Consider the following 21,794-nt stretch of genomic DNA (forward strand, 5'->3'; position numbering starts at 1 on the left):
GCATGGCATCCGAGCCCGCGGCGCCCGCCGCCCCGGCGCCCGACCGTCCGACGACCACGGTCTCCGGCGTCAGCCGCCTGGCCGCGACCGTCGAGCGGCTGCGCCGCGAGGTGCGGCGGGCGCAGGCCGCCGCCGACGGCCGGGGCGTCATCGAGCTGGCCAAGGGCGTGCTGGTGGAACGGCTGCACTGCGGCCCCGCCGAGGCCGCCCGGCAACTGCACGAGCTGGCCGACGAGGCGGGCGTGACGCCGCTGGAGCTGGCCGCCGAGATCATCGACCAGGCGGCGCAGGACCGGATGGCCGAGGCGACCCGCGGGTTCCTCGACCAGGCGGTCCGCCGCGCCCAGGCCGAGCACGCCGCCGAGCAGGCCGCCGAGCAGGCCGCGCGGCTGCGGACCGCCGAGAGCGGCGCGCTGGCCGCGCCCGACGCCCAGGCCGTCGCCGAGTCGCTGCTGCGGCACGCCCTGGCCCCGCTGGGGGCCGCCGCCGTCGCGGTGTGGGCGGCCGACGGCGACGGCTCGCTGACCCTGGCGGGCTGGGCCGGGTTCACCGAGGAGGAGGCCACGCGGTGGCGGTACGTCCCGCCGGGCGTGGTGACCCCGGCCTGGCGGGCGCTGACCGAGCGGCGGCCGGTGTGGCTGGACTCCCTCGGCGGCAGCGGACCGCCGTCGATCGGGCTGCACGAGTGCGCCGGCGGCCGGGTGGCCGTCCCGGCGGGCACCGGCGGCCGCCTGATCGGCGTGCTGGAGGTCTGCTGGCCCGGCGCTCCCGAGGACCGTTCGCCGCGCGTGGAACGGCAACTGGAGGCGCTCGCCGAGCTGTGCGCCCACACCCTGGAGACCCGGCCCGCCGCCGGCCTGGCCTCCGCCGCCCTGCCGGCCACCGCCTACCGCGACCTGCCGGAACTGATCGACCTCGCCGACGGCCTGCACGACCCGGTCCTGGTGCTGCGCCCGCACATCGACGCCGGCGGCGCCCTGGCCGACTTCCGCATCCACCACGTCAACGGCCACTTCGCGGACCTGGCCGGACGGCCGCGCACCGCCGTCGTCGGCACGCTGCTGCTGGAGTGCTACCCGCTGGCGGCCGAGCAGGGCGGCCTCTTCGACAAGATCGAACGCGTCTACGCGACCGGCGAGCCGTTCCGCGCCGACCGGATGGTGCTGAACGCGCTGGTCGACGAGGTCCCGCTGTCGGCCACCGCCGCCGTCAGCATCAGCCGCCTGGGCGACAGCGTGCTGCTGACCTGGCGGATCGAGGACGAGGCCGCCCGCCTGGCCAACCTGCTCCAGCACGCCCAGCGCCTCGGGCGCGTCGGCGGGTTCGAGGAGAACCTCGTCACCGGCGAGACCCTCTGGAACGCCCAGCTCTTCCAGCTCCACGGGCTGCCCCCGACCGCGTCGCCGGTGCCCCTGGCCGAGCTGCCCGACCACGCCCACCCCGACGACGAGCCGGCCATCGGACGGTTCCTCCGCACGCTGCTGCACCACCACCGGCCGGCGTCGGCGGCGTTCCGGCTGCACCGCTCCGACGGCGTCGTCCGGCACCTGCGGATCGTCGCCGAACCCGTCCTGGACACCGCCGGGCACCTGCTCGCGGTGCGCGGCGCCTACCAGGACATCTCGGCCCAGCACTGGACCGAGGTGGCCCTGGCCGCCACCCGCGACCGGCTCGCCCACACCGAGCAGCAGGCGGTCGAACGCAACCGCCTCACCCTCCAGCTCCAACGCGCGATCATGCCCGCGACGCGCGGTCCGATCGACGCCGCCGGGCTGAGCGTGGCGGTGCGGTACCGGCCCGCCGAGGAGGAGTCGGCGGTCGGCGGCGACTGGTACGACGCGGTGGTGCTGCCGTCCGGGCGGGTCCTGCTCTGCGTGGGCGACGTCGCCGGGCACGGCATCGACGCGGCGACCGGCATGGTCGTGCTGCGCAACGCGCTGCGCGGCCTGGCCGCCACCGGCGCGGGCCCCGGCCAGATCCTGGGCTGGCTGAACCTGGTCGCCCACCACCTGACCGACTACGTCACCGCCACCGCCCTGTGCGGCCTGTACGACCCGGAGACCCGCGTGCTGCGCTGGGCCCGCGCGGGCCACCTGCCCCCGGTGCTGGTGCGCGCGGGGGAGTCGGCCACGCTGCCGCTGGTCGGCGGGCTGATGCTGGGCGCGCTGGACGAGGCCGAGTACGAGGAGGGCGAGTTCGTGCTGGAGCCCGACGACGTGCTGCTGATGTACACCGACGGCCTGGTCGAGCGCCGCGACGGCACCATGCAGGAGGCCCTGGAGCACCTGCTGGCCACGGCGAGGGGCCCGGCGGCGTCCCTGGAGACCCGCCTGGACCACCTCCTGACCCACAGCAACGCCGACACCGCCGACGACACCTGCATCGTCGGCGTCCACCTGCCCCCGGCCTGATCCCCGGTGGCGGGACTCAGCGGCCCTCGAACGTCGGCTTCTGCTTCTTCAGGAACGACTGGGTGGCGTTCTGGTGGTCGGCCGTGGCCGCCAGCTCGTCCTGGAGCTCCGCCTCCCGCTCCAGCGCCGAGGGCAGGTCACCGGTGGCGGCGTGGTCGAGGGCCCTCTTCACCGCCGCGTAGGCCAGGGTGGGGCCGTCGGCCAGCCGGCGGGCCAGCCCCGCCGCCTCGGCGGCCAGGCCCTCGGGTCCGACCACCTTGTGGATCATGCCGAGCCGCAGGGCGCGGTCGGCGGTGACCGTGCCGCCGAGCAGCAGCAGCTCGGTGGCCACCGCCCGGCCCACCAGGCGCTGCAACGTCCACGACAGGCCGCTGTCGGGGGCCAGCCCGATCCCGGTGAACGCCGTCGCGAACTTCGCGGTGTCGGCCGCCACCACCAGGTCGCAGGCCAGCGCCAGCGACATCCCGGCCCCGGCGGCGACGCCGTTGACGGCCGCGACCACCGGCTTGGGCATCTCCGTCAGCGCCCGCACGATCGGGTTGTAGTGGCGGTGGACGGTGTCGTCCAGGCCCTTCCCGGCGGCCAGGTTGTCGGCGTGCTCGCGCAGGTCCTGCCCGGCGCAGAACGCCCGGCCCGTGCCCGTCAGCAGCACCGCGCGCACCCCGGGGTCGCCCGCGGCGCGTTCCACGGCGGCCCGCAGCGCCTCCTTGGTCTCGACCGTCAGCGAGTTCATCGCGTCCGGCCGGTCAAGTGTGATTGTGGCCACACCATCGGTGGTGGCATAACGCACGGGGCCGTTCTGGGCGGCGTCGAACATCCTTGTCCTCGCAATCCTCGTGGGGCGCTCCCAGGTAACGATCGGTGAAGCGGGAGTCCGCGGGCAAGAGGCGTGACCGTGCGACATCGGGCAAAGAGAGGGCAAAGGGCCGTTGTCGCGTGCCTTTCGGCGCGGCTTCCACGGTGTTCGAGGGGTGCGGAATATGCGCGGACTTCCGATCTGCAGACTGATCGTTACCACTTCGCGCCCGGAAGACGAGATAATGGACCACTACTGATGACGCGGATGCGACAGGCGGCCACGCGGCCAACGGTGCCCGGAGGCCCCACGCGGCCCTAGGCAGGAAGGGGATGCACGCATGGCGGCGATGAAGCCGCGGACGGGAGACGGTCCGCTCGAAGTGACCAAGGAGGGGCGCGGGATCGTCATGCGGGTCCCTCTGGAAGGCGGCGGCCGCCTCGTGGTCGAACTCTCCGCCGACGAGGCGAAGGAGCTCGGTGAGGCCATCAAGGAGGTCGTGGGCTGAGACGGCGTTCCAAAGCCCTGGCCCGCGGCGCTCGCCTGGCGGCTCGCACCTCACCAGGTCTCGGTGAGGCCGGGGGCCGCTTTGGAACAGGCCCGCGCACTTGCGCGCCGAAGCACGACGGTGACGGTCCCGGCGACGCCGCCGGGGCCTTCGCCGTGCTCGGGACGGCACGCAGCACCATCCAGCATCGTCCGAGGTAGGGGGATCCGACCATGCCCATCGAGACCCGTGTCGAGCCCGTCGGCGGCCGGCTGTCGGAGCTGACGGCCGAACGGGACGCCGAGATCGCGGCGGTACCGGTCCGGTCCGGCCCGCAGGCCCCCGCGGCCGAGATCGCCGCGCTGCTGCCGTTCACGCTGGACGAGATCCTGGCGCTGCACCAGGCCAAGGGCGAGGCCGGAGAGATCGTCTCCACCCCGGTGCGGGTCGGGGACGGGGTCCGCGAGCTGCTGCTGTACGGCGTCGGCGACGCCACCCCCGCCGACCTGCGCCGGGCCGGGGCCGCGCTGGCCCGGCGGGGCAGGGGCAGGCGGACGCTGATCGCGGGGGTGCCGGGCGGCGACCTGGCGGCGTTCGTCGAGGGCGCGCTGCTGGCCTCCTACACGTTCCGGATCGGCGAGGCCCCGGCCAAGGGCCCGCTGGGGACCCTGGCCGTGCTCACCGAGGCCGGGCCCGACGCCTCCCGGGAGGCGATCGCCCGCGGCACCGCCCGCGCGCACGCCGCCGCGACCGCCCGCGACCTGGCCAACACCCCCTCCGGCGACAAGGACCCGTCCTGGCTGGCCGACCGCGCCGCCGAGATCGCCGAACGGTCCGGCCTGACGCTGCGGGTCCGCGACGAGAAGGCGCTGGCCGAGGGCGGCTTCGGCGGCCTGCTGGCCGTCGGCTCCGGCTCGGCCCGCCCGCCCCGGCTGATCGAGGTCGGCTACGCCCCCGAGGGCGCGGACCGGCACGTCGTGCTGGTCGGCAAGGGCATCACGTTCGACAGCGGCGGCCTGTCGCTGAAGCCGAACGAGAACATGAAGCTCATGAAGACCGACATGAGCGGCGGCGCCGTCGTCCTCGCCGTCATGGGGGCGCTGCGCGACCTGGGCGTGCGCGCCCGGGTCACCGGCCTGGTCGCGGCGGCCGAGAACATGCCGTCCGGGTCCTCGATGCGTCCCGGCGACGTGATCACCCACTACGGCGGGACCACCTCCGAGGTCCTCAACACCGACGCCGAGGGCCGCCTGGTGCTGGCCGACGCCCTCGCCTACGCCGACGCCGAGCTCGGCCCCGACGCGGTTGTGGACGTGGCGACGCTGACCGGCGCGGCCAAGCTCGCCCTCGGCGTGCGGCACGGCGCGCTGTTCGCCAACGACGACGCGCTCGCCGAGGCGCTCACCGCCGCCGGGACGGCCGCCGGGGAGCCGGTGTGGCGGCTGCCGCTGAGCGACGACCTGCGGCCCGCGATCGAGTCCGACGTGGCCGACCTCGCCAACGTGGGCAAGCCCGGCTTCGGCGGCGGCGCGATCACCGCCGCGCTGTTCCTGGAGGCGTTCGTCGGCGAGCGTCCCTGGGCGCACCTGGACATCGCCGGCCCGGGCCGCGCCACCGGCGACGACGCCGAGATCACCAAGGGCGCGACGGGCTTCGCCACCCGCCTGCTGCTGTCCTGGCTGACCGCCTGACCCCGTGACGGCGCGGGCTCACCGGTTGCGGCGGTCGATCACCGGGACCTCGCGGCGGCGCCGCGCCTCGCGGACGACCCGCGGGAGGGCCTCCCGGTCCACCGGCACGCACCACCGGGCCGCGGGCGCCGTGTGCGGGAGGTCGGTCAGCGTCAACGCGACGAGCTGCGGGCGTTCCGCCGTGCGGGCCAGCTCCGCCAGCTCGCCGGTCGGCAGGAACACCAGGTAGTCCTGCTCGCCCCGGCGGGTGCCGTGCACGCCCCGGCGCAGCGCCGCGATCGCCGTCACCTCCGCCCAGGGCAGCACCCGGTCGGCGCGGCGGGGGAGCGGCCAGCGCGCCGGGCGGCGCACCCCGCCGGCGGTCAGCTCCAGCACCGGGCGGCGGTTCAGCAGCGTCCCCAGCGACAGCAGCAGGCCCGCCCCGAACAGCACGATCCCGACCGCGCCCAGCACCCCGAACAGCGCGCTGCCGAGGCCCTGGCCCCGCGCGACCGCGCCGCCGACGAACCCGACCGACGCCACCACCAGGACCAGCATCGCCACGAACTGCCAGACCGCCCGCCACCCGGGGCGTTCGCGCACCAGGAACGGCTCGGCGGGCGTGTCGGTCGTACGGTCGGCGGACTCCATGACAGCGGACCCTACGGGAGGGTAACCCGCCCGGCCAGTCCGTACGCCCAGGGCCCGTTCCCAAGTGGGCCCCGGCCGCGCACGCCTAGGGCCTGTTTCAAAGTGGGCCTCAGCCGCGCACGCGAGCGCGTTACCTGACCTGCGGGCCCGACGCCGGAGGCGAGGGCCCGCGGGTCAGATCGCGAAGCGATGTCGCGCTCGCCAAGCCCTGGTGAGGTGCGAGCCGCCAGGCGAGCGCCGTGGGCCAGGGCTTTGAAACACGGCCTAGTCGCGTTTGACCGCGCACAGCAGGCCGTCGCCCACCGGCAGCAGCAGGGGGACCAGCCGTTCGTCCTCGCGGATCATCTGGTGCACCTCGCGGACCGCCTGCGTCTCGGGGTCGCGGCGGGCCTGGTCGGACCCCCGGCGGTGCCACAGCGCGTTGTCCAGCGCGACCACCCCGCCCGGCCGCAGCAGCCGCAGCGCCGCCGTCAGGTACTCGGGGTACTCGCGCCGGTCGGCGTCGCAGAAGACCATGTCGTAGGCCCCGTCGGTGAGCCGGGGCAGCACCTCCAGCGCCCGGCCGACGATCATGCGGGTGCGGGACGAGCCGAGCCCGGCCTCCCGGTAAGCCAGCTTCGCCAGCCGCTGGTTCTCGTGATCGACGTCCACGCTGGTCAGCACCGCGTCCTTGGCCATCCCCCGGAGCAGCCAGATCCCGGACACGCCGCAGCCGGAGCCGACCTCCACGACCGTGCGGGCGTTCAGCATGGTCGCGAGGAAGCGCAGCGCCGCGCCCCCGGCCGGGCCGATGGGCAGCGCGCCGGCCTCCTCCCCCCGCCGCCGGGCGTTGAGAAGTGGCTCGTCTTCGAGGTGGAATTCCTCCACGTAGGCCAGGGTGGCCTGAATGGCGTCGATGGCTGCCTCCTCGCGGGACCCCCGCCTGGCTCATGCTCGGTGAAGACCTTATCGCTGACCGGGAACCAACTGGAGTTTCAGCGCGTTCTAAGTGAACGATCGGCCGCTTCCGGCGTCCGGTCGCGACACCGCCCCAGCCCAGGCGCGACAGTGTTGGACATCCAGGAAGGAACAGCCCGACACCATGGGAGTGGCAGCACTTACCCTCAAGGGCGCTGTGGGGGTCGGCCCCAGGCAGGGGTTCGGTAACGCAGCGGCCGGACGAGCACGCGACAACGCACCCGAGGCTGAATGGGCGCCCCCGTCATGGGACGAGGTCGTCCGCGAGCACTCCGCGCGCGTGTACCGGCTCGCCTATCGCCTGACCGGCAACCAGCACGACGCCGAGGACCTCACGCAGGAGGTCTTCGTCCGGGTGTTCCGTTCGCTTTCGAACTACACGCCCGGAACGTTCGAAGGCTGGCTGCACCGCATCACCACGAACCTGTTCCTCGACGGGGCGCGCCGCAAGCAGCGCATCCGCTTCGAGGGGCTGGCCGACGACGCCGCCGAGCGGTTGCAGGGCCGCGAGCCCACGCCCGCGCAGGCGTTCGACGACCGCAACTTCGACGCCGACGTGCAGGCCGCGCTGGACGCCCTCGCCCCCGAGTACCGCGCGGCCGTGGTGCTGTGTGACATCGAGGGCCTGTCGTACGAGGAGATCTCGGCGACCCTGGGTGTCAAACTGGGGACCGTGCGCAGCCGCATCCACCGGGGGCGGGCGCAGCTGCGCGCCGCGCTGGAGCACCGGGCGCCGCGCCGGGCCGGCGCCATCGGACGTGACAGCGCGGCCGTGGACGCCTAGAAAGTACATCGGCGTTCCTCTGGATCGCCGGTGCGTGACGAACGGGACGAAGAGGGAGCCGCGTGAGCTGTCTGGGGGAGCGTCTGACCGCTCTGGTCGACGGTGAGCTGGGCCATGAGGAGCGCGAGCTCGCGCTCGCCCATCTCGCGTTCTGCGACCGGTGCAGGAAGGAGGCCGACGCGCTGCGGCGGCTGAAGTCCCGGCTGCGCGGACTGTCCGACCTCCCGGTGGCCGAGGGCGCCGACGACGCGCCCACCGGGGACTTCATGGCCAGGCTGATGGCGCTCGGCGAGCCCGGAGGGCCCGCCGCCCCCGCCGAACGCCCCGCGCCGCCCGCCCGTCCCGCCCGCCCGGTCCGCCCCCGCGCGAGCCGGCCCCACGACAACCGCCCCGCCGCCCGCGCCACCGCGCCCGCCGGACGCGCCGGCGCCGCCGCCCACGCCCTGTCCCCCGAACGCCGCCGCCGCGCCCTCGCCGTCGGCGCGGCCACCCTGGCCATCGGCCTCGGCGCCGTCTCCTACGCGGCCGGGGGACGCCCGGCCGGGCCGACCGTCAGCCCGGCGTTCGAGCAGTTCACCATCGAGCACGCCCTGGTCTCCGGGGACGCGCCGATGCCGGACCCGCTCACCGACACCACCAGCGTCCCGGTCGCGCCGGAGCCGTGAGACCGCCGATCCACGAGCTGCGCGGGGCCGCGCTCCCGGCCGCCGGAATGGCCGGGGCGCTGCTGCTGGCCGGCCTGCTGTCCGGGGACGCCTGCGCCGACAGCCGGGCCCGGCGCGGCGACCCCGAGGCGCTCCGGCTGCTGACCGCCGCCGTCGACGCCGCCCGGAACGTCGCCTACGAGGGCACCCGGACCCTCGCCACCTGGAGCCCCGACCAGGCCAGCACCGCGCAGGTGAAGGTCGTCCACACGCCGGGGGCGGGGACCTCGTTCACCGACGAGAAGGGCCCGCGCGGGCACCGGCCCGACACCGGGGCCGCCGACGCGGGCCTGACCGCCTCGGCGCTGGCGCTGCTGGCCCGCAACTACCGGCTGACCCGCGCCGCCGACGGAACGGTCTGCGGCCGCCGCGCCCGCGTCGTGGAGGCGCACCGGCCCGGCGGCGGCGTCGCCGGGCGCTTCTGGCTGGACGCCGACACCGGGCTGCTGCTGCGCCGCGAGCTGGTCGACGCGGCCGGCCGCCGGATCGCCGAGTCCGGCTTCATCGACCTGCGCGTCACCCGGCCCCCGGAGAACACGACGATGGCGCTGCGCTCCGGCCGCGCCCCCGCCACCGACGTCGGCACCGTCTCCGCCGCCCGTCCCTGGACCGACCACCTGGACGGCGGCGAGCTGGCCGCCCTGCGCGCGGCGGGCTGGCGGATCCCCGACACGCTGCCGGGGCGGCTGCGGCTGAACGACGCGCGGCGCTCCGACGGCCGGGACGTGCTGCACCTCACCTACACCGACGGGCTGGCGACGGTTTCGGTGTTCGTCCAGCGGGGAGTCCTGGACGATCGGCGGCTCGTCGGCTGGAAGCGGGGGCCCCGGGCGGTCTACAGCCGCGACGCCCTGCGCCAGTGGGCCCTGGCGTCCGACGGGGAGCACGTCTACACGGTCGTGACCGAGGCGCCCGAGAGCACCGCCGTCACGATCGCGCGGGCCCTGCCCCCGGACCGGTCGGCGGTGCGGTCCCGGCTGGCCCGCGGGGCCCGGCGGATCGCCTCCTGGGTGAACCCGTTCGACTGAGGAGCCCTTACGCTCATCACATGCCCCCGACGGCACGATGGGCGCCAAGACTTGAGGGAACCATGCTCGGTAGGAGAGATGGGGATGACGGAACAGAACCGCGGGCGGAACGCGGCGGAGCAGGACGACGCCGCTCCCGGGTTCGAGGCTGAGCCCGAGCGGTCGCCGACGGGTCCCCAGGCGACGCTGGTGGACCAGGAGGTGCCCGTGACCGGTGAGACCCCGGCCGACCCGGCGCCCGCCGGGGACGGACCCGCCGACGAACCGAGGACCGGGGGCGAGCGGCCGGAGGCCGACGGGCCCCGGGACGACCTTCCGGAGGACGACGTCCCGCGGGACGACGTCCCGGGCGACCGCCTGGTGGCGGGGTTCGCCCCGCCGGACGCCCCCGGCGAGCCGGTCCGGCTGGACAAGCCCGCCGAGGCCCCCGCCGTCGAGCACTGGACCCCCGCGCCGCAGCCCCCCGCCCCGCAGGCCCCCGGGCCGGGCGGGCCGGGCCCGGAGCGCCCGCAGCGGCCCGGATTCGTTCCACACCACCAGGACCCGCATGCCCCGCGGGGCGGCTGGCCGCACCAGCAGCCCCCGCCGCCCGGCGCCCCCCGCCCGATAGGCCCGCCGCCCGGCGCGCCGATGGGCCCGCCGCCGGGCGCCATGCCCCCCGGCATGAACCAGCAGCCCCCCGGCGCGGCGCAGCCTCCCGGCGGCTTCGGCCAGCCCCCGAACTGGGCGCCGGTGCCCCCGCCCCCCTCGGGGTCGCGGGGCGGCCCCGGCCTGGGGATGCTCGCCGTGATCGCGCTGATCGTCGCGCTGGTCGCGGGCGGTGTCGGCGCGGGCGTCGGGGTGACCGTCGCCGGGGACGACTCCGGCCCGGTCAACCTGGGCAGCCCCTCCAGCGGCGGCGGCGCGGTGAAGAACCGCCCGCCGGACTCGGTCGCGGGCGTCGCGCAGCGCGTGCTGCCCAGCGTCGTGATGATCCGGGTGAAGGGCGCGACCGGCGAGGGCGCGGGCACCGGCTTCATCGTCCAGGGCGGCTACATCGTCACCAACAACCACGTGGTGGCCCCGGCCGCGCAGGGCGGCGGCGAGATCGAGGTCGTCTTCAACGACAAGAAGACCCTGCCCGCCACGATCAAGGGCCGCGACCCCGGCTCCGACATCGCCGTGGTCAAGCCCGAGGGCAACCACTCGCTGCCCGCGCTGCCGCTGGGCGACTCCGACGAGCTGGCCGTCGGCGACCCGGTGATCGCGATCGGCTCCCCGCTGGGCCTGCAGGGCTCGGTGACCACGGGCATCGTCTCCTCCCTCAACCGCGCGGTCCCCACCCGCGGCGAGAGCGGCGGCGATGCCTCGGTCCTCAACGCCATCCAGACCGACGCCGCGATCAACCCCGGCAACTCCGGCGGCCCGCTGGTGGACGCCCGGGGCCGCGTGATCGGCATCAACACCGCCATCGCCACGCTGGGCGGCCAGGGCATGGACGGCGGCGAGACCCCCTCCGGCAGCATCGGCCTGGGCTTCGCCATCCCGATCAACCACGGCAAGCGCGTCGCCCAGGAGATCATCAACACCGGCCGGGCCCGCCGCGCCCAGATCGGCATCGGCATCAACACCACCTACCCGGGCCCCGGCGTGAAGATCTCCGACCGGGAGACCGGCGGCGTCCCGCCGATCGTCAAGGGCGGCCCGGCCGACAAGGCGGGCCTGAAGCCCGGCGACGTGATCACCAAGCTGGGCGACCGCCCGGTGGAGGACCCGGCCGACCTGTCGGCCCAGATCCGCAGCCGCGCCCCCGGCGACAAGCTGAAGGTCACCTACGTCCGCAACGGCAAGGAGACGACCGTCGAGGTCACGCTGGCCGCCGCCAACTGAAGGTTAAGAACCCGTTCATCGGAACGGGGGATACGCTAGGGGGGCCGCGCCCGGAAAGGGGCCGGCCCCCCGGCGCGTCATACGGAGGACAGGTTTTGTTTGACGTCGGAATCGGCGAGATGGCGGTGCTGGTCGTCCTGGCACTCGTCATCTTCGGCGAGCGGCTTCCCCAGGTGGCCCAGCAGGCGGGCCGCACCCTCCGCCAGATCCGCCAGATGGCCAACTCCGCCAAGGCCGACCTGCAGGAGGGCCTCGGCCCGGAGTTCAAGGATTTCGACGTCGCCGACCTGAACCCCAAGCGTTTCGTGCAGAAGCACCTGTTCGAGGACGACGACGACCAACGGGCGGCCGGCGTCAACGGTTCCGTCTTCGACGATGAGCCGGGCTATTCGGCCGTCGGCACCGACCTGGAATACGGCGAACGCCCCCCGTTCGACAACGAGGCCACCTGACCGACCTCGCGAAAAAGCCCCGCTCCGGTTTCGGGGCGGGGCTTTTCCCGTCGAATTCAGTGCTTCGCCGCGGTCTTCGTCAGAGCTTGTTGCGCGGGGTGATGCCCAGCGACATCCCGGACAGGCCGCGGGAGCGCCCGCCCAGCTTGTCGGCGATGCCGCGCAGTTCCTTGCCGGCCTCGGAGTCGGGGTCGGCCAGCACCAGCGGACGGCCCTCGTCGCCGCCCTCCCGCAGCCGGGGGTCGATCGGGACCTGGCCGAGCAGCGGGACGTTGGTGCCCAGCGTCCGGGTCAGCTCGTCCGCCACGGTCCGCCCGCCGCCCGAACCGAAGATCTCCTGGCGTTCGCCGCAGTGCGCGCAGGTCAGGTAGGACATGTTCTCGATCACACCGACGACCTGCTGGTGGGTCTGGGCGGCGATCGCCCCGGCGCGCTCGGCGACCTCGGCGGCGGCCTGCTGCGGGGTCGTCACCACCAGGATCTCCGCCGACGGCAGCAGCTGCGCGACCGAGATCGCGATGTCGCCGGTGCCGGGCGGCAGGTCCATCAGCAGGATGTCCAGGTCGCCCCAGTACACGTCGGCGAGGAACTGCTGGAGCGCGCGGTGCAGCATCGGGCCGCGCCACACCACCGGTTGGTTCCCGGCGGTGAACATGCCGACCGAGATCACCTTCACGTCGTGCGCGGTCGGCGGGAGGATCATGTCCTCGACCTTGGTCGGCGAGTGCTCGACGCCCAGCATCCGGGGCACCGAGTGGCCGTAGATGTCGGCGTCGACCACGCCCACCTTGCGGCCCTGCGCGGCCAGCGCGGCGGCCAGGTTGACCGTCACCGAGGACTTGCCGACGCCGCCCTTGCCGGAGGCGACCGCGTACACCTTGGTGAGCGAGTTGGGCCGGGCGAACGGGATCTCCCGGGCGGGCTCGCCGCCGCGCAGCTTCGTCTGCAGCGCCTTGCGCTGCTCGTCGCTCATCACGTCCAGCTCGACCTGGACGGAGGTGACGCCGTCGAGCCGGGAGACGGCCTCGCTGACGTTGCGGGTCAGGGTGTCCTTCATCGGACAGCCGGCCACGGTCAGGTAGATGCCGACGCGCACCGCGCCGTCCGGCGCGATGTCGACGCTCTTGACCATGTCGAGCTCGGTGATCGGCTTGCGGATCTCGGGGTCGTTCACCGTGGCGAGCGCCGCGGTCACCTGCTCGGTCGTCAACTGGGAGGCCATGCGTCCATGGTATGGACTGAACGCGGGTGCGCGCGCATGCGGGTCCCGGATACGGGGGGAGGGGTACCTCACAGGGGCCAGGGGACACCAGCCGGGCGGTGCATCGCGCCCGGTCGCCGCGCGCCGTACCATCGGGACGTGACAACGCCGTCCCACCCCGTCTCCGCCGCCGAACTGACGGTCTGGCGGACCATGTTGCGCGCCCAGGCGCAGATCTCGCGCCGCCTCCAGGCGGATCTGCTGGCCGACCACGACCTGGCGCTCGGGTCCTACGACGTGCTGATGCACCTCGGCGAGTCGCCCGACGGGCGGCTGCGGATGAACGACCTGGCCGACCGGGTGCTGCTGTCGCGCAGCGGCCTGACCCGCCTGGTCGACCGGCTGCAACGCGAGGGCCTGGTGGACCGCCAGTCGTGCACCAGCGACGCCCGCGGCCTGTACGCGGTGCTGACCCCGGCCGGGCGGGCGCGGCTGGCCGCGGCGACCCCCACCTACCAGCGCGGCGTGCGCGAGTACGTGCTGAGCCGCCTGGACGCCGACGACCTCCGCCAGTTCGGGACCATCCTGGAGAAGCTGGCCGACGAGCGCGAGCCCGCCCGGCTCTAGCGGGCCGTCCCTAGGACAGGCTCGGGGAGCGGTCCTTGTCGTCCAGCTCCTTCAGGACCTGCTGGAGCTCCGAACGCAGGAAGTCGCGCGTGGCGACCTCGCTGATCGCCAGGCGCAGGCCCGCGATCTCGCGGGTGAGGTACTCGGTGTCGGCCATCGCGCGCTCGTTGCGGGCCCGGTCCTGCTCGTACTGGACGCGGTCGCGGTCGTCCTGCCGGTTCTGCGCGAGCAGGATCAGCGGCGCGGCGTAGGACGCCTGGAGCGACAGCATCAGCGTCAGGAAGATGAACGGGTACGGGTCGAACCGCCACGACGCGGGCGCGAGGGCGTTCCATCCGATCCACAGCACCACGAACCCGGTCATGTAGACCAGGAAGCGGGCGGTGCCCAGGAAGCGGGCGATCCGCTCCGACAGCTGCCCGAACGACTCGGGGTCGTAGTGCGGGCGGGGCAGCAGGGTGCGGCGGACCTCGATGGGCTGGTCCAGACGCGGCGTCATCGGATCTCCTCGGCTCGGCGCAGGGCCTCTTCCTCAGGGTCGGCGCCCTCCTCGGCGGCGGCGTCCATCACGGTCTCGCGCCAGTCCTCGGGCAGCAGGTGGTCCAGGACGTCGTCGATGGTGACCGCGCCGAGCAGGTGCCCGTTCTCGTCGACGACGGCCCCGGCGACCAGGTTGTAGGTGGCCAGGAACGTCGCGACGGCCTCCAGCGACATGGTGGGCCGCAGCGGGTCCAGCTCGGTGTCCACGATGCCGCTGACCAGCGCGGGCGGGGGCTCGCGCAGCAGCCGCTGGAAGTGGACGGTGCCCAGGTAGCGGCCGGTGGGCGTGGCGGTCGGCGGGCGGCACACGTAGACCTGCGCGGCCAGCGCCGGGTTCAGGTCCGGGTTGCGGATGCGGGCCAGGGTCTCGGCGACGGTCGCGTCCGGCGGGACCACGACGGGATCGGTGGTCATCAGGCCGCCGGCGGTGTCGTCGGCGTAGGTCAGCAGCCGCCGCACCGGCGCGGCCTCCTGCGGCTCCATCAGCGTCAGCAGCCGCTCGCGCTGCTCGACGGGCAGCTCGCCGAGCAGGTCGGCGGCGTCGTCGGGGCCCATCGCCTCCAGGACGTCGGCGGCCCGGTCGGCCTCCAGCTTGGACAGGATCTCGATCTGGTCGTCCTCGGGCAGCTCCTCCAGGACGTCGGCGAGCCGCTCGTCGTCGAGCGCCACGGCGACCTCCGTGCGGCGCTTCTCCGGCAGCTCGTGGACGATCCCGGCCAGGTCGGCGGGTTTCATGTTCGCGAACGCCGCGATCACCCCGGCCGCGCCCTGCCCGTGCTCGACGGCCGAGAAGCCCTCCACCGCGTTCCAGTCCAGGACCACCAGCTCGCCCCGGCGGCGCAGCCCGTGCCGTCCGGCGCGCCCGCGCCGGACCGCGACCTTGGTGACGAGCCAGTCGCGGGTGCGGGTCGGCTCCATCGCGACGTCCACGACGGTCACCGGGTCGCCGGAGTCGCACAGTCGCACGGTGCGGTCCAGCAGCTCCCCGATCACCAGGGTCTCGGAGGCGCGCTGCTGGAAGCGGCGCACGTTGAGCCGCCCGTCGAACACGATCGCGTCGGCCTCGACCACCGTGACCCGGGTGATCGGCAGGAACACCGGGCGGCGCGGCGCCACCTCGACCACCAGGCCCAGCACGCGCGGCGGCAGCGACCCCAGGCGCAGCGCCACCACGACGTCGCGCACCCGTCCGACCTGGTCGCCGGCGGGATCGAACACGGCGATCCCGGCCAACCGGGCGGTGAACACACGTGTTGGAGGTCCGCTCATGGTGGGGACACTACCCGTGATCGTTATGGTCATCCGGAATCGGGTGCGTGTCACATTTCGGGAGCCGGACCCGTCCCAGGGGGCGACGGAACGGACCGAACCGAGGAGTGATCATGGCCCGGATCTCGCTGGACCCGCCCCGCACCCCGCTGTACCGGCTGTTCGCCTGGTTCAGCCGCAGGAAGTTCGGCAAGGAGCTCGACCCGGGGCGCGCGATGGGGCACCACCTGAAGGTGACGGCGGCCTACGGATTGTTCGAGTTGCAGGTGCTGCGCTGGAACGCGCTGCCGCACCGGCTCAAGGACCTGGCGGTGATGGCGTCGGCGGTGCGGATCGGCTGCTCGTGGTGCGTGGACTACGGCACCTGGGAGGCGGTCACGCACGACGTCCCGCTCGCCAAGATCGAGGCGGTGCCGCACTGGCGCGACAGCGACCTGTTCACCGAACAGGAGCGGCTGGTGATGGAGTACGCCGAGGCGATGACCATGGACCCGCCGCAGGTCACCGACGAGCTGACCGAGGCGCTGCGCGCGTTCCTGGACGAGCGGCAGATCGTGGAGCTCACCATGATCGTCGCGGTGGAGAACCTGCGCTCCCGCTTCAACGCCGCCGCCGGGCTCGTCGGGCAGGGGTTCAAGGAGAACTGCGAGATCCCGATGCGGCCGTGAGAGGTTCGGTGCCGTGAGCGACGTTGAACGGATCTTCGAGGAGCACCGGGGGCTGCTGTTCGCGGTGGCCTACCGGATGCTGGGCACGGCCGCCGACGCCGAGGACGTGGTGCAGGACGCGTGGCTGCGGTGGGCGGCCTCCGACCGGTCCGGCGTCGCCGACCCCAAGGGCTACCTGGTGCGGATCACCACCAACCTGGCGGTGGACCGGCTGCGCACGGCCCAGGGCAGGCGGGAGAGCTACGTGGGGCCGTGGCTGCCCGAGCCGATGCCGACCGCGCCGGACGCCTCCGAGCACGCCGAGCTCGCCGAGTCGGTGTCGATGGCGATGCTGGTGGTGCTGGAGACGCTGAGCCCGCTGGAACGCGCGGTGTTCGTGCTCAAGGAGGTCTTCGGGTTCCCCTACGCGGAGATCGCCGAGGCGCTGGGCCGTTCGGAGCCGTCGGTGCGGCAGCTCGGCACGCGGGCGCGCAAGCACGTGGAGGCGCGGCGGCCCCGGTTCCCCGCCGACCCGGCCACCAAGGAGGCCGCCGTCGACCGGTTCCTGGCCGCCGCGCTCGGCGGGGACATCAACGCGCTGCTGGAGGTGCTGGCCCCGGACGTGGCGCTGTGGACCGACGGCGGCGGCCGGGTCCGCGCGGCGCTGCGCGTCATCCACGGGGCCGACAAGGTCGCCCGCCTCCTGCTGAAGGTGGCCGTCCAGCCCTTCGCCGGGGTGGACCCGGGCGAGTGGCGGCTCCGCATGGTCCGGCTGAACGGGGAGCCCGGCGTCGTCATCGACGGTCCCGACGGGCCGCTGATGGCGATGACCGGCGCGCTGGACGGCGACGGCCGGGTCGCGGAGATCCACATGGTGGGCAACCCCGACAAGCTGCGGTCCGTGGCGGAGGGCCGCGGCCTCCCCCTGTGATCCGCCCGCCGAGGGGGCGGGGCTCAGCGGTCGGCGCGGCGCCGCTTGGCCCCGTACATCCTCGGCGGCGGGCCCGCCGTGGTCGCCGGGGTGGGGACGGTCGGCGCGGCGGCGTAGGACGCGTCGTAGGAGCCGGGGGACTCGGTGACCGCGCCGGTGGGGGTGAGGCGCAGGACGTAGGACTCCCGGGCCCAGCGTTCGAGCTGGCCGTCGTGGCCCCCGGCGTTCAGGCGCTCCTTGGCCAGCAGCGGGGCGACCTCGTCCCACAGCGCGGTGCCCGGCTCCACCGGCTCCACGGCCGCCTCGAACGTCAGCAGCCGCCCGCCCTTGTCCTTGCTGCGCAGGATCACCGGGACCGTCGTGGCCTCGGGGAGGCCGGGCAGCGGCTGCTCGCCCTCGCCGCCGGTCAGCACGTAGACGGACCCGTCGTGCCAGACGTGCCAGGCGGCGCGGGGCTGCGGCAGCCCGGGCAACGCCAGCCACAGCAGCCCCGACTTCCTGGCCGCCTCCTCGATCAGCGCCCCGTTCAGGTCACCCATGCATGCAGGGTCTCACGGCCGGGGCCCTCAGTCGCGCTCGACGGTGTCCTCCAGCACGACCCGGCCGATGATCTCGTAGCGGTCCGGGGCGCGGAACTTCAGGTACAGCGCCAGGCCCGCGCCCAGTACCGCCGTGCCGAGCACGATGTACGGGATGAGCTGGAAGAACAGCCCGGTGGAGGCGGCCCCGGCGGCGGTCCTCTGGTTCTGGAACAGCAGCACGATGACGTAGACCATCGCGATGCCGCCCACCAGCGGCGCCAGCAGCGTGCGCCACCAGCTCGCGGTCTCCGGGTGCCGCCCGCGCACGTGGAAGTAGCCGATCACCGCGAACGAGCACATCGCCTGCACGATGAGGATCGCCATCGTGCCCAGCACCGCCAGCAGCGTGTAGAGGTGGATGTAGGGGTCCTGGCCCGCCGCCCAGAACGCCACCACGATCGCGGTCGCGACCGCCGTCTGCACGAAGCCCGCGACGTGGGGCGACCCGTGCCTGGGGTGGGTGGCGCCCAGCGTGCGGCGGGTGCCGGGGACGACGTCCTCGCGGCCGATCGCGTACAGGTAGCGGGCCGCGCAGTTGTGGAACGCCATCCCGCACGCGTACGAGCCGGTCACCATCAGCACCTTGAACAGGTCCACCGCCCAGGAGCCGAGCAGCCGCTCGGTCGGCCCGAAGAAGATCTGGCCCGGGTCCTTGCCGGCGGCGACCGCCACGACCTCGTCCAGGCCGTTCCCGGCGACGACCATCCAGGACACGAACACGTAGAACAGCCCGATGCCGACCACCGCGACCAGCGTGGCGCGCGGGATGATCCGCTTGGGCTCGCGGGACTCCTCGCCGTACATCGCGGTCGACTCGAACCCGACCCACGACCAGAAGCACATGAACAGGCCGAGCCCGACCGATCCGGCGGCCAGGCCGTTGACGGAGAACGCGTTGGCCGGGTTGACCGGGGCCAGCGGGACGCCGTCGGGGCCGCCGCCGTTCAGCAGCACCGCCGCCGCCATCAGGCCCAGCATCAGGATCTCGGTGATCAGGAACAGGCCGAGGACCTTGGCGGTGAGGTTGACGTCGAAGTAGGTGAGCACGGCGTTCAGCGCGAGCATCGCCAGCGCCAGCAGGATCCAGGGGATCTCGACGCCGATCAGGTCGTTGACGGTGCCGTGCGCGAAGTAGGCGAACACGCCGACGATCGACGCCTCGAAGACCACGTAGGCGAGGGTGGCCAGCAGGCCCGCGACCATCCCGGCGACCTGGCCGAGACCGTGCGAGATGTAGCCGTAGAACGCCCCAGCGGCGGTGATGTGCTTGGCCATCGCCACGTAGCCGATGGAGAACACCGTCAGCACGACGGTGGCGACCAGGTACCCGGCGGGCGCGCCGGTGCCGCTGCCGAAGCCGACGGCGATCGGCACGTTGCCGACCATCGCGGTGATGGGGGCGGCGGTGGCGACCGCCATGAAGATGACGCCGACGAGGCCGACGGCGTCCCTGCGGAGGCGTTGGACCTGGGGAGGCGTCTCGGTGGAGCCGGGTTCCTTCTCGATGGTGCTCACGGGCAGTCCACCTTCCGGGGAATGAGCCGGGCGACCCGGGGGAAAAGGCCGCGTATTTCGCGGGGGGCGGGAGCGAGAGGCGTTGCGCGATCGTGGCAGCGCGGCGGGCGGACACTCAAGAGCGATCCTTTGCCGTTTCTTTACACGGTGTAATTTGGTTTCCCCGCCAAAGCCATTCGCTTTTCGGATGCGAATACCAATGCGGCGGAAAACCCCCGCCGGGGGCGGGCCGTTCCGGGCCCGGGACGGTGGATAGCATCCGGCCCATGCGATCGCGACGTACCACCCTTGCCGTGCCCGGCAGCAACCCCCGCTTCATCGAGAAGGCCCAGGGCCTCCCGGCCGACGAGATCTTCCTGGACCTGGAGGACGCGGTCGCGCCCGCCGCCAAGGAGGAGGCGCGAGGGCTCGTGGTCGCCGCGCTCAACGAGGGCGACTGGACCGGCAAGGTCCGCGTGGTGCGCGTCAACGACCTGGACACCCACTGGGCCTACCGCGACGTCATCGAGGTCGTGGAGGGCGCGGGCGCGAACCTCGACTGCGTCATGCTCCCCAAGGTCCAGGACCCCTCCCACGTCCAGTGGCTGGACCGGCTGCTCACCCAGATCGAGCGCGCCATGGGCTACGAGGCCGGCCGCATCGGCATCGAGGCGCAGATCGAGGACGCGCACGGCATGACCGCCATCGACGCGATCGCCGCCTCCTCGCCCCGCCTGGAGACGCTGGTGTTCGGGCCCGGCGACTTCATGGCGTCGATCAACATGCGGACCCTGGTGGTGGGGGAGCAGCCGCCCGGCTACACCGAGGGCGACGCCTACCACTACATCCTCATGCGCATCCTGCTGGCCGCCCGCGCCCACGGCCTCCAGGCGATCGACGGGCCGTACTTCAACGTCCGGGACGAGGCGGCGTTCCGGCGGGTCGCGCAGCGGTCGGCGGCGCTCGGCTTCGACGGCAAGTGGGTGCTGCACCCGTCGCAGGTCGAGGCGGGCAACGAGGTGTTCTCCCCGTCGCAGGAGGACTACGACCACGCCGAGCTGATCCTGGACGCCTACGAGTACTACACGACCGTCGAGCGGCGGGGCGCGGCGATGCTCGGCGACGAGATGATCGACGAGGCGTCGCGGAAGATGGCGCTGGTGATCGCCGCCAAGGGCCGGGCCGCCGGGCTGGAGCGCACCCGGACGTTCGACCCGCCCGCCTCGTGACGGTGCGGCGGTGTCCGGGCACGACACGTACCATTCGTTGCAGGTGCTGGAGCGGGACGGTAGGGGGTCCGTGTGACGGAACAGTCGGATTCGAGTAGCTGGACTCCGCCCGACTCCTCGTCATCCTCCTCCCCTTCTTCCTCCTCCTCGGACCCGTCCTCGGCGAGCGGCCGCGAGCCGGGCTGGGCGGGGGGCTACGGCAACGACCCCGGCCCCTACCAGGGCTCCTACGGCCAGCCCGCCTACGACCAGCCGCCGTACGGGCAGGCCCAGTACGGCCAACCCCAGTACGGGCAGGCCCCGTACGGGCCACCCCAGTACGGCCAACCCCAGTACGGGCCGCCTCAGTACGGGCCGCCTCAGTACGCGCAGCCCCCGTACGGGCCGCAGCCGGGGATGCCGGGGCCGCATCCGTACCACGGACCCCCGGCCGCGCGGGGGCCCTGGGTCGTGCCGGTGCGGCCGGGCGTGCCGTTCCACCAGATGGCGCGGACCGACGCGCACCGCTGGTGGCGCCCGCTGGTCGGGACGGTCGCCGTGCTGGGGGCCGCGTTCCTGGCGACCGCCGTGCTGATGATCCTCGGGATCATCGGCTACGTCGTGGTGAACGGCGAGCCGCCCGAGATGAAGAGCGACACCTCCCTGTTCGGGAACATCAACGCCGACCTGGGCTTCAACCTGGCCGCGCTGGCGCTGCTCATCCCGATCGTGTTCCTGGGCGCCTGGGGCGTCCAGCGCCGCCGCCCCGGAACGCTGTCGTCGGTGGTGGGGCGCCTGCGGTGGCGGTGGCTGCTGGCGTGCTGCGGGCTGGCGCTGGTGTTCCTGTTCGTGTCGTTCGGGGCCTCGGCGCTGGCCGGGATCTTCGGCGACGTCCCCGACGAGCCGGAGGGCCGCTGGGTCGGCTGGGCGGACTTCCTGCTCCCGGCGCTGATCGTCGTGGCGCTGGTGCCGTTCCAGGCGTCGGCCGAGGAGTACGTCTTCCGGGGCTGGATCCCGCAGGCGGTGGGCGCGTGCACGTTGCAGGACCGGCCCGGCGGGGGCGGCGTGCTGGGCCGGGCGCTGCGCACCCCGTGGCCGGGCATCCTGCTCGGCGCGGTGCTGTTCACGTCCCTGCACGGCTACACCGGCTGGGGCCTGCTGGACATCTTCATGTTCGGCGCGATCGCCGGATGGCTCACGGTGCGGACCGGCGGCCTGGAGGCGGCCATCGCGCTGCACGTGTTCAACAACCTGATGGCGTTCCTGCTCCCGGCGGCGTTCGGCCGCCTGACCCTGGAACAGGGCGCGGTGCCCTGGCAGTACGTGGTCGCCGACGTCGTGCCGATGCTGCTGTACGCGGCGGGCGCGTGGTGGCTGTCGCGCCGCCTGAGGGTGGAGACCGTCACACCCGGAGCCCCCGCGCCGCGCCCGGAGGAGCCCGCCGTGGCCGGGCGGCCGGCCGACCCCGGCCCCGCCCCCGCCTGATC

At 73.9% G+C, this 21,794-nt stretch carries 21 protein-coding genes; 13 read left to right on the forward strand and 8 right to left on the reverse strand.

The window, feature by feature from the left end:
• The first annotated feature begins 2 nt into the window (after positions 1-2).
• Positions 3-2,411 (forward strand): SpoIIE family protein phosphatase, encoded by a 2,409-nt coding sequence (locus tag HNR61_RS01755; protein WP_182841350.1) that lies wholly within the window; start codon positions 3-5, stop codon positions 2,409-2,411.
• Between the two features lie 16 nt (positions 2,412-2,427).
• On the opposite strand, the gene HNR61_RS01760 is transcribed toward HNR61_RS01755, so the two are convergent.
• Positions 2,428-3,228 carry an enoyl-CoA hydratase-related protein gene (locus HNR61_RS01760; RefSeq protein WP_182841351.1) on the reverse strand — a complete coding sequence of 267 codons (801 nt, stop codon included), beginning with the start codon at positions 3,226-3,228 and terminating at the stop codon, positions 2,428-2,430.
• Positions 3,229-3,547: 319 nt separating this feature from the next.
• On the opposite strand from HNR61_RS01760, the gene HNR61_RS01765 reads away from it, so the two are divergent.
• Both HNR61_RS01765 and HNR61_RS01770 read left to right on the forward strand, forming a co-directional pair.
• The gene (locus tag HNR61_RS01765; protein WP_084000917.1) at positions 3,548-3,715 is read left to right on the forward strand and encodes a DUF3117 domain-containing protein; all 168 of its coding nucleotides are present in this window, start codon (positions 3,548-3,550) and stop codon (positions 3,713-3,715) included.
• Between the two features lie 212 nt (positions 3,716-3,927).
• Positions 3,928-5,385: a leucyl aminopeptidase gene (locus HNR61_RS01770; RefSeq protein WP_182841352.1), complete on the forward strand. Its 1,458-nt coding sequence runs from the start codon at positions 3,928-3,930 to the stop codon at positions 5,383-5,385.
• A gap of 18 nt (positions 5,386-5,403) precedes the next feature.
• Here HNR61_RS01770 and HNR61_RS01775 read toward each other — a convergent pair whose 3' ends face one another.
• Both HNR61_RS01775 and HNR61_RS01780 read right to left on the reverse strand, forming a co-directional pair.
• On the reverse strand, positions 5,404-6,015 hold the full coding sequence (locus tag HNR61_RS01775) for a hypothetical protein (protein WP_182841353.1): 612 nt from the start codon (positions 6,013-6,015) through the stop codon (positions 5,404-5,406).
• 264 nt (positions 6,016-6,279) lie between these two features.
• A complete protein-coding gene (locus tag HNR61_RS01780) occupies positions 6,280-6,882 on the reverse strand; it encodes an O-methyltransferase (RefSeq protein ID WP_182841354.1) in 603 nt (200 codons plus the stop codon).
• A gap of 214 nt (positions 6,883-7,096) precedes the next feature.
• On the opposite strand from HNR61_RS01780, the gene sigE reads away from it, so the two are divergent.
• The 5 genes from sigE to HNR61_RS01805 all read left to right on the forward strand — a co-directional run bounded on the left by sigE (position 7,097) and on the right by HNR61_RS01805 (position 11,809).
• On the forward strand, positions 7,097-7,756 hold the full coding sequence (gene sigE / locus HNR61_RS01785) for an RNA polymerase sigma factor SigE (protein WP_220508853.1): 660 nt from the start codon (positions 7,097-7,099) through the stop codon (positions 7,754-7,756).
• Positions 7,757-7,818: 62 nt separating this feature from the next.
• On the forward strand, positions 7,819-8,421 hold the full coding sequence (locus HNR61_RS47250) for an anti-sigma factor family protein (RefSeq protein ID WP_182841355.1): 603 nt from the start codon (positions 7,819-7,821) through the stop codon (positions 8,419-8,421).
• Positions 8,418-9,488 (forward strand): MucB/RseB C-terminal domain-containing protein, encoded by a 1,071-nt coding sequence (locus HNR61_RS01795; RefSeq protein WP_312897719.1) that lies wholly within the window; start codon positions 8,418-8,420, stop codon positions 9,486-9,488. The genes HNR61_RS47250 and HNR61_RS01795 overlap by 4 nt, the downstream gene beginning before the upstream one ends.
• An 84-nt stretch (positions 9,489-9,572) precedes the next feature.
• Positions 9,573-11,357 carry a S1C family serine protease gene (locus HNR61_RS01800; protein WP_182841356.1) on the forward strand — a complete coding sequence of 595 codons (1,785 nt, stop codon included), beginning with the start codon at positions 9,573-9,575 and terminating at the stop codon, positions 11,355-11,357.
• A gap of 95 nt (positions 11,358-11,452) precedes the next feature.
• Positions 11,453-11,809, forward strand: coding sequence for a sec-independent translocase (locus HNR61_RS01805; RefSeq protein WP_182841357.1), 357 nt, complete (start codon positions 11,453-11,455; stop codon positions 11,807-11,809).
• 79 nt (positions 11,810-11,888) lie between these two features.
• Here HNR61_RS01805 and HNR61_RS01810 read toward each other — a convergent pair whose 3' ends face one another.
• Positions 11,889-13,031, reverse strand: a complete 1,143-nt coding sequence (locus HNR61_RS01810; protein WP_182841358.1) for an Mrp/NBP35 family ATP-binding protein — start codon at positions 13,029-13,031, stop codon at positions 11,889-11,891.
• A gap of 138 nt (positions 13,032-13,169) precedes the next feature.
• On the opposite strand from HNR61_RS01810, the gene HNR61_RS01815 reads away from it, so the two are divergent.
• Entirely contained in the window at positions 13,170-13,637 is a 468-nt protein-coding gene (locus HNR61_RS01815) for a MarR family winged helix-turn-helix transcriptional regulator (RefSeq protein ID WP_312897720.1), read from the forward strand.
• Between the two features lie 10 nt (positions 13,638-13,647).
• Here HNR61_RS01815 and HNR61_RS01820 read toward each other — a convergent pair whose 3' ends face one another.
• Both HNR61_RS01820 and HNR61_RS01825 read right to left on the reverse strand, forming a co-directional pair.
• Positions 13,648-14,136 carry a DUF1003 domain-containing protein gene (locus tag HNR61_RS01820; protein WP_182841360.1) on the reverse strand — a complete coding sequence of 163 codons (489 nt, stop codon included), beginning with the start codon at positions 14,134-14,136 and terminating at the stop codon, positions 13,648-13,650.
• Positions 14,133-15,446: a magnesium transporter MgtE N-terminal domain-containing protein gene (locus HNR61_RS01825; RefSeq protein ID WP_182841361.1), complete on the reverse strand. Its 1,314-nt coding sequence runs from the start codon at positions 15,444-15,446 to the stop codon at positions 14,133-14,135. The genes HNR61_RS01820 and HNR61_RS01825 overlap by 4 nt, the downstream gene beginning before the upstream one ends.
• A 113-nt stretch (positions 15,447-15,559) precedes the next feature.
• Between HNR61_RS01825 and HNR61_RS01830 the strand changes: the two genes are divergently transcribed.
• Entirely contained in the window at positions 15,560-16,114 is a 555-nt protein-coding gene (locus HNR61_RS01830; RefSeq protein ID WP_182841362.1) for a carboxymuconolactone decarboxylase family protein, read from the forward strand.
• Positions 16,115-16,127: 13 nt separating this feature from the next.
• Positions 16,128-17,024 carry an RNA polymerase sigma-70 factor gene (locus HNR61_RS01835; protein WP_182841363.1) on the forward strand — a complete coding sequence of 299 codons (897 nt, stop codon included), beginning with the start codon at positions 16,128-16,130 and terminating at the stop codon, positions 17,022-17,024.
• A 23-nt stretch (positions 17,025-17,047) separates the two neighbouring features.
• Here HNR61_RS01835 and HNR61_RS01840 read toward each other — a convergent pair whose 3' ends face one another.
• Together HNR61_RS01840 and HNR61_RS01845 are read right to left on the reverse strand one after the other, a co-directional pair.
• Positions 17,048-17,563, reverse strand: coding sequence for a hypothetical protein (locus HNR61_RS01840; protein WP_182841364.1), 516 nt, complete (start codon positions 17,561-17,563; stop codon positions 17,048-17,050).
• A 27-nt stretch (positions 17,564-17,590) separates the two neighbouring features.
• Positions 17,591-19,120, reverse strand: coding sequence for an APC family permease (locus tag HNR61_RS01845; protein WP_220508855.1), 1,530 nt, complete (start codon positions 19,118-19,120; stop codon positions 17,591-17,593).
• A 266-nt stretch (positions 19,121-19,386) separates the two neighbouring features.
• Between HNR61_RS01845 and HNR61_RS01850 the strand changes: the two genes are divergently transcribed.
• On the forward strand, positions 19,387-20,328 hold the full coding sequence (locus HNR61_RS01850; protein WP_182841365.1) for an HpcH/HpaI aldolase/citrate lyase family protein: 942 nt from the start codon (positions 19,387-19,389) through the stop codon (positions 20,326-20,328).
• A 72-nt stretch (positions 20,329-20,400) separates the two neighbouring features.
• Positions 20,401-21,792: a CPBP family glutamic-type intramembrane protease gene (locus tag HNR61_RS49815; RefSeq protein WP_182841366.1), complete on the forward strand. Its 1,392-nt coding sequence runs from the start codon at positions 20,401-20,403 to the stop codon at positions 21,790-21,792.
• Positions 21,793-21,794 lie beyond the last annotated feature (2 nt).

Origin of the sequence: Actinomadura kijaniata, from assembly GCF_014138665.1 — a bacterium.
Classification (GTDB): Bacteria; Actinomycetota; Actinomycetes; order Streptosporangiales; family Streptosporangiaceae; genus Spirillospora; species Spirillospora kijaniata.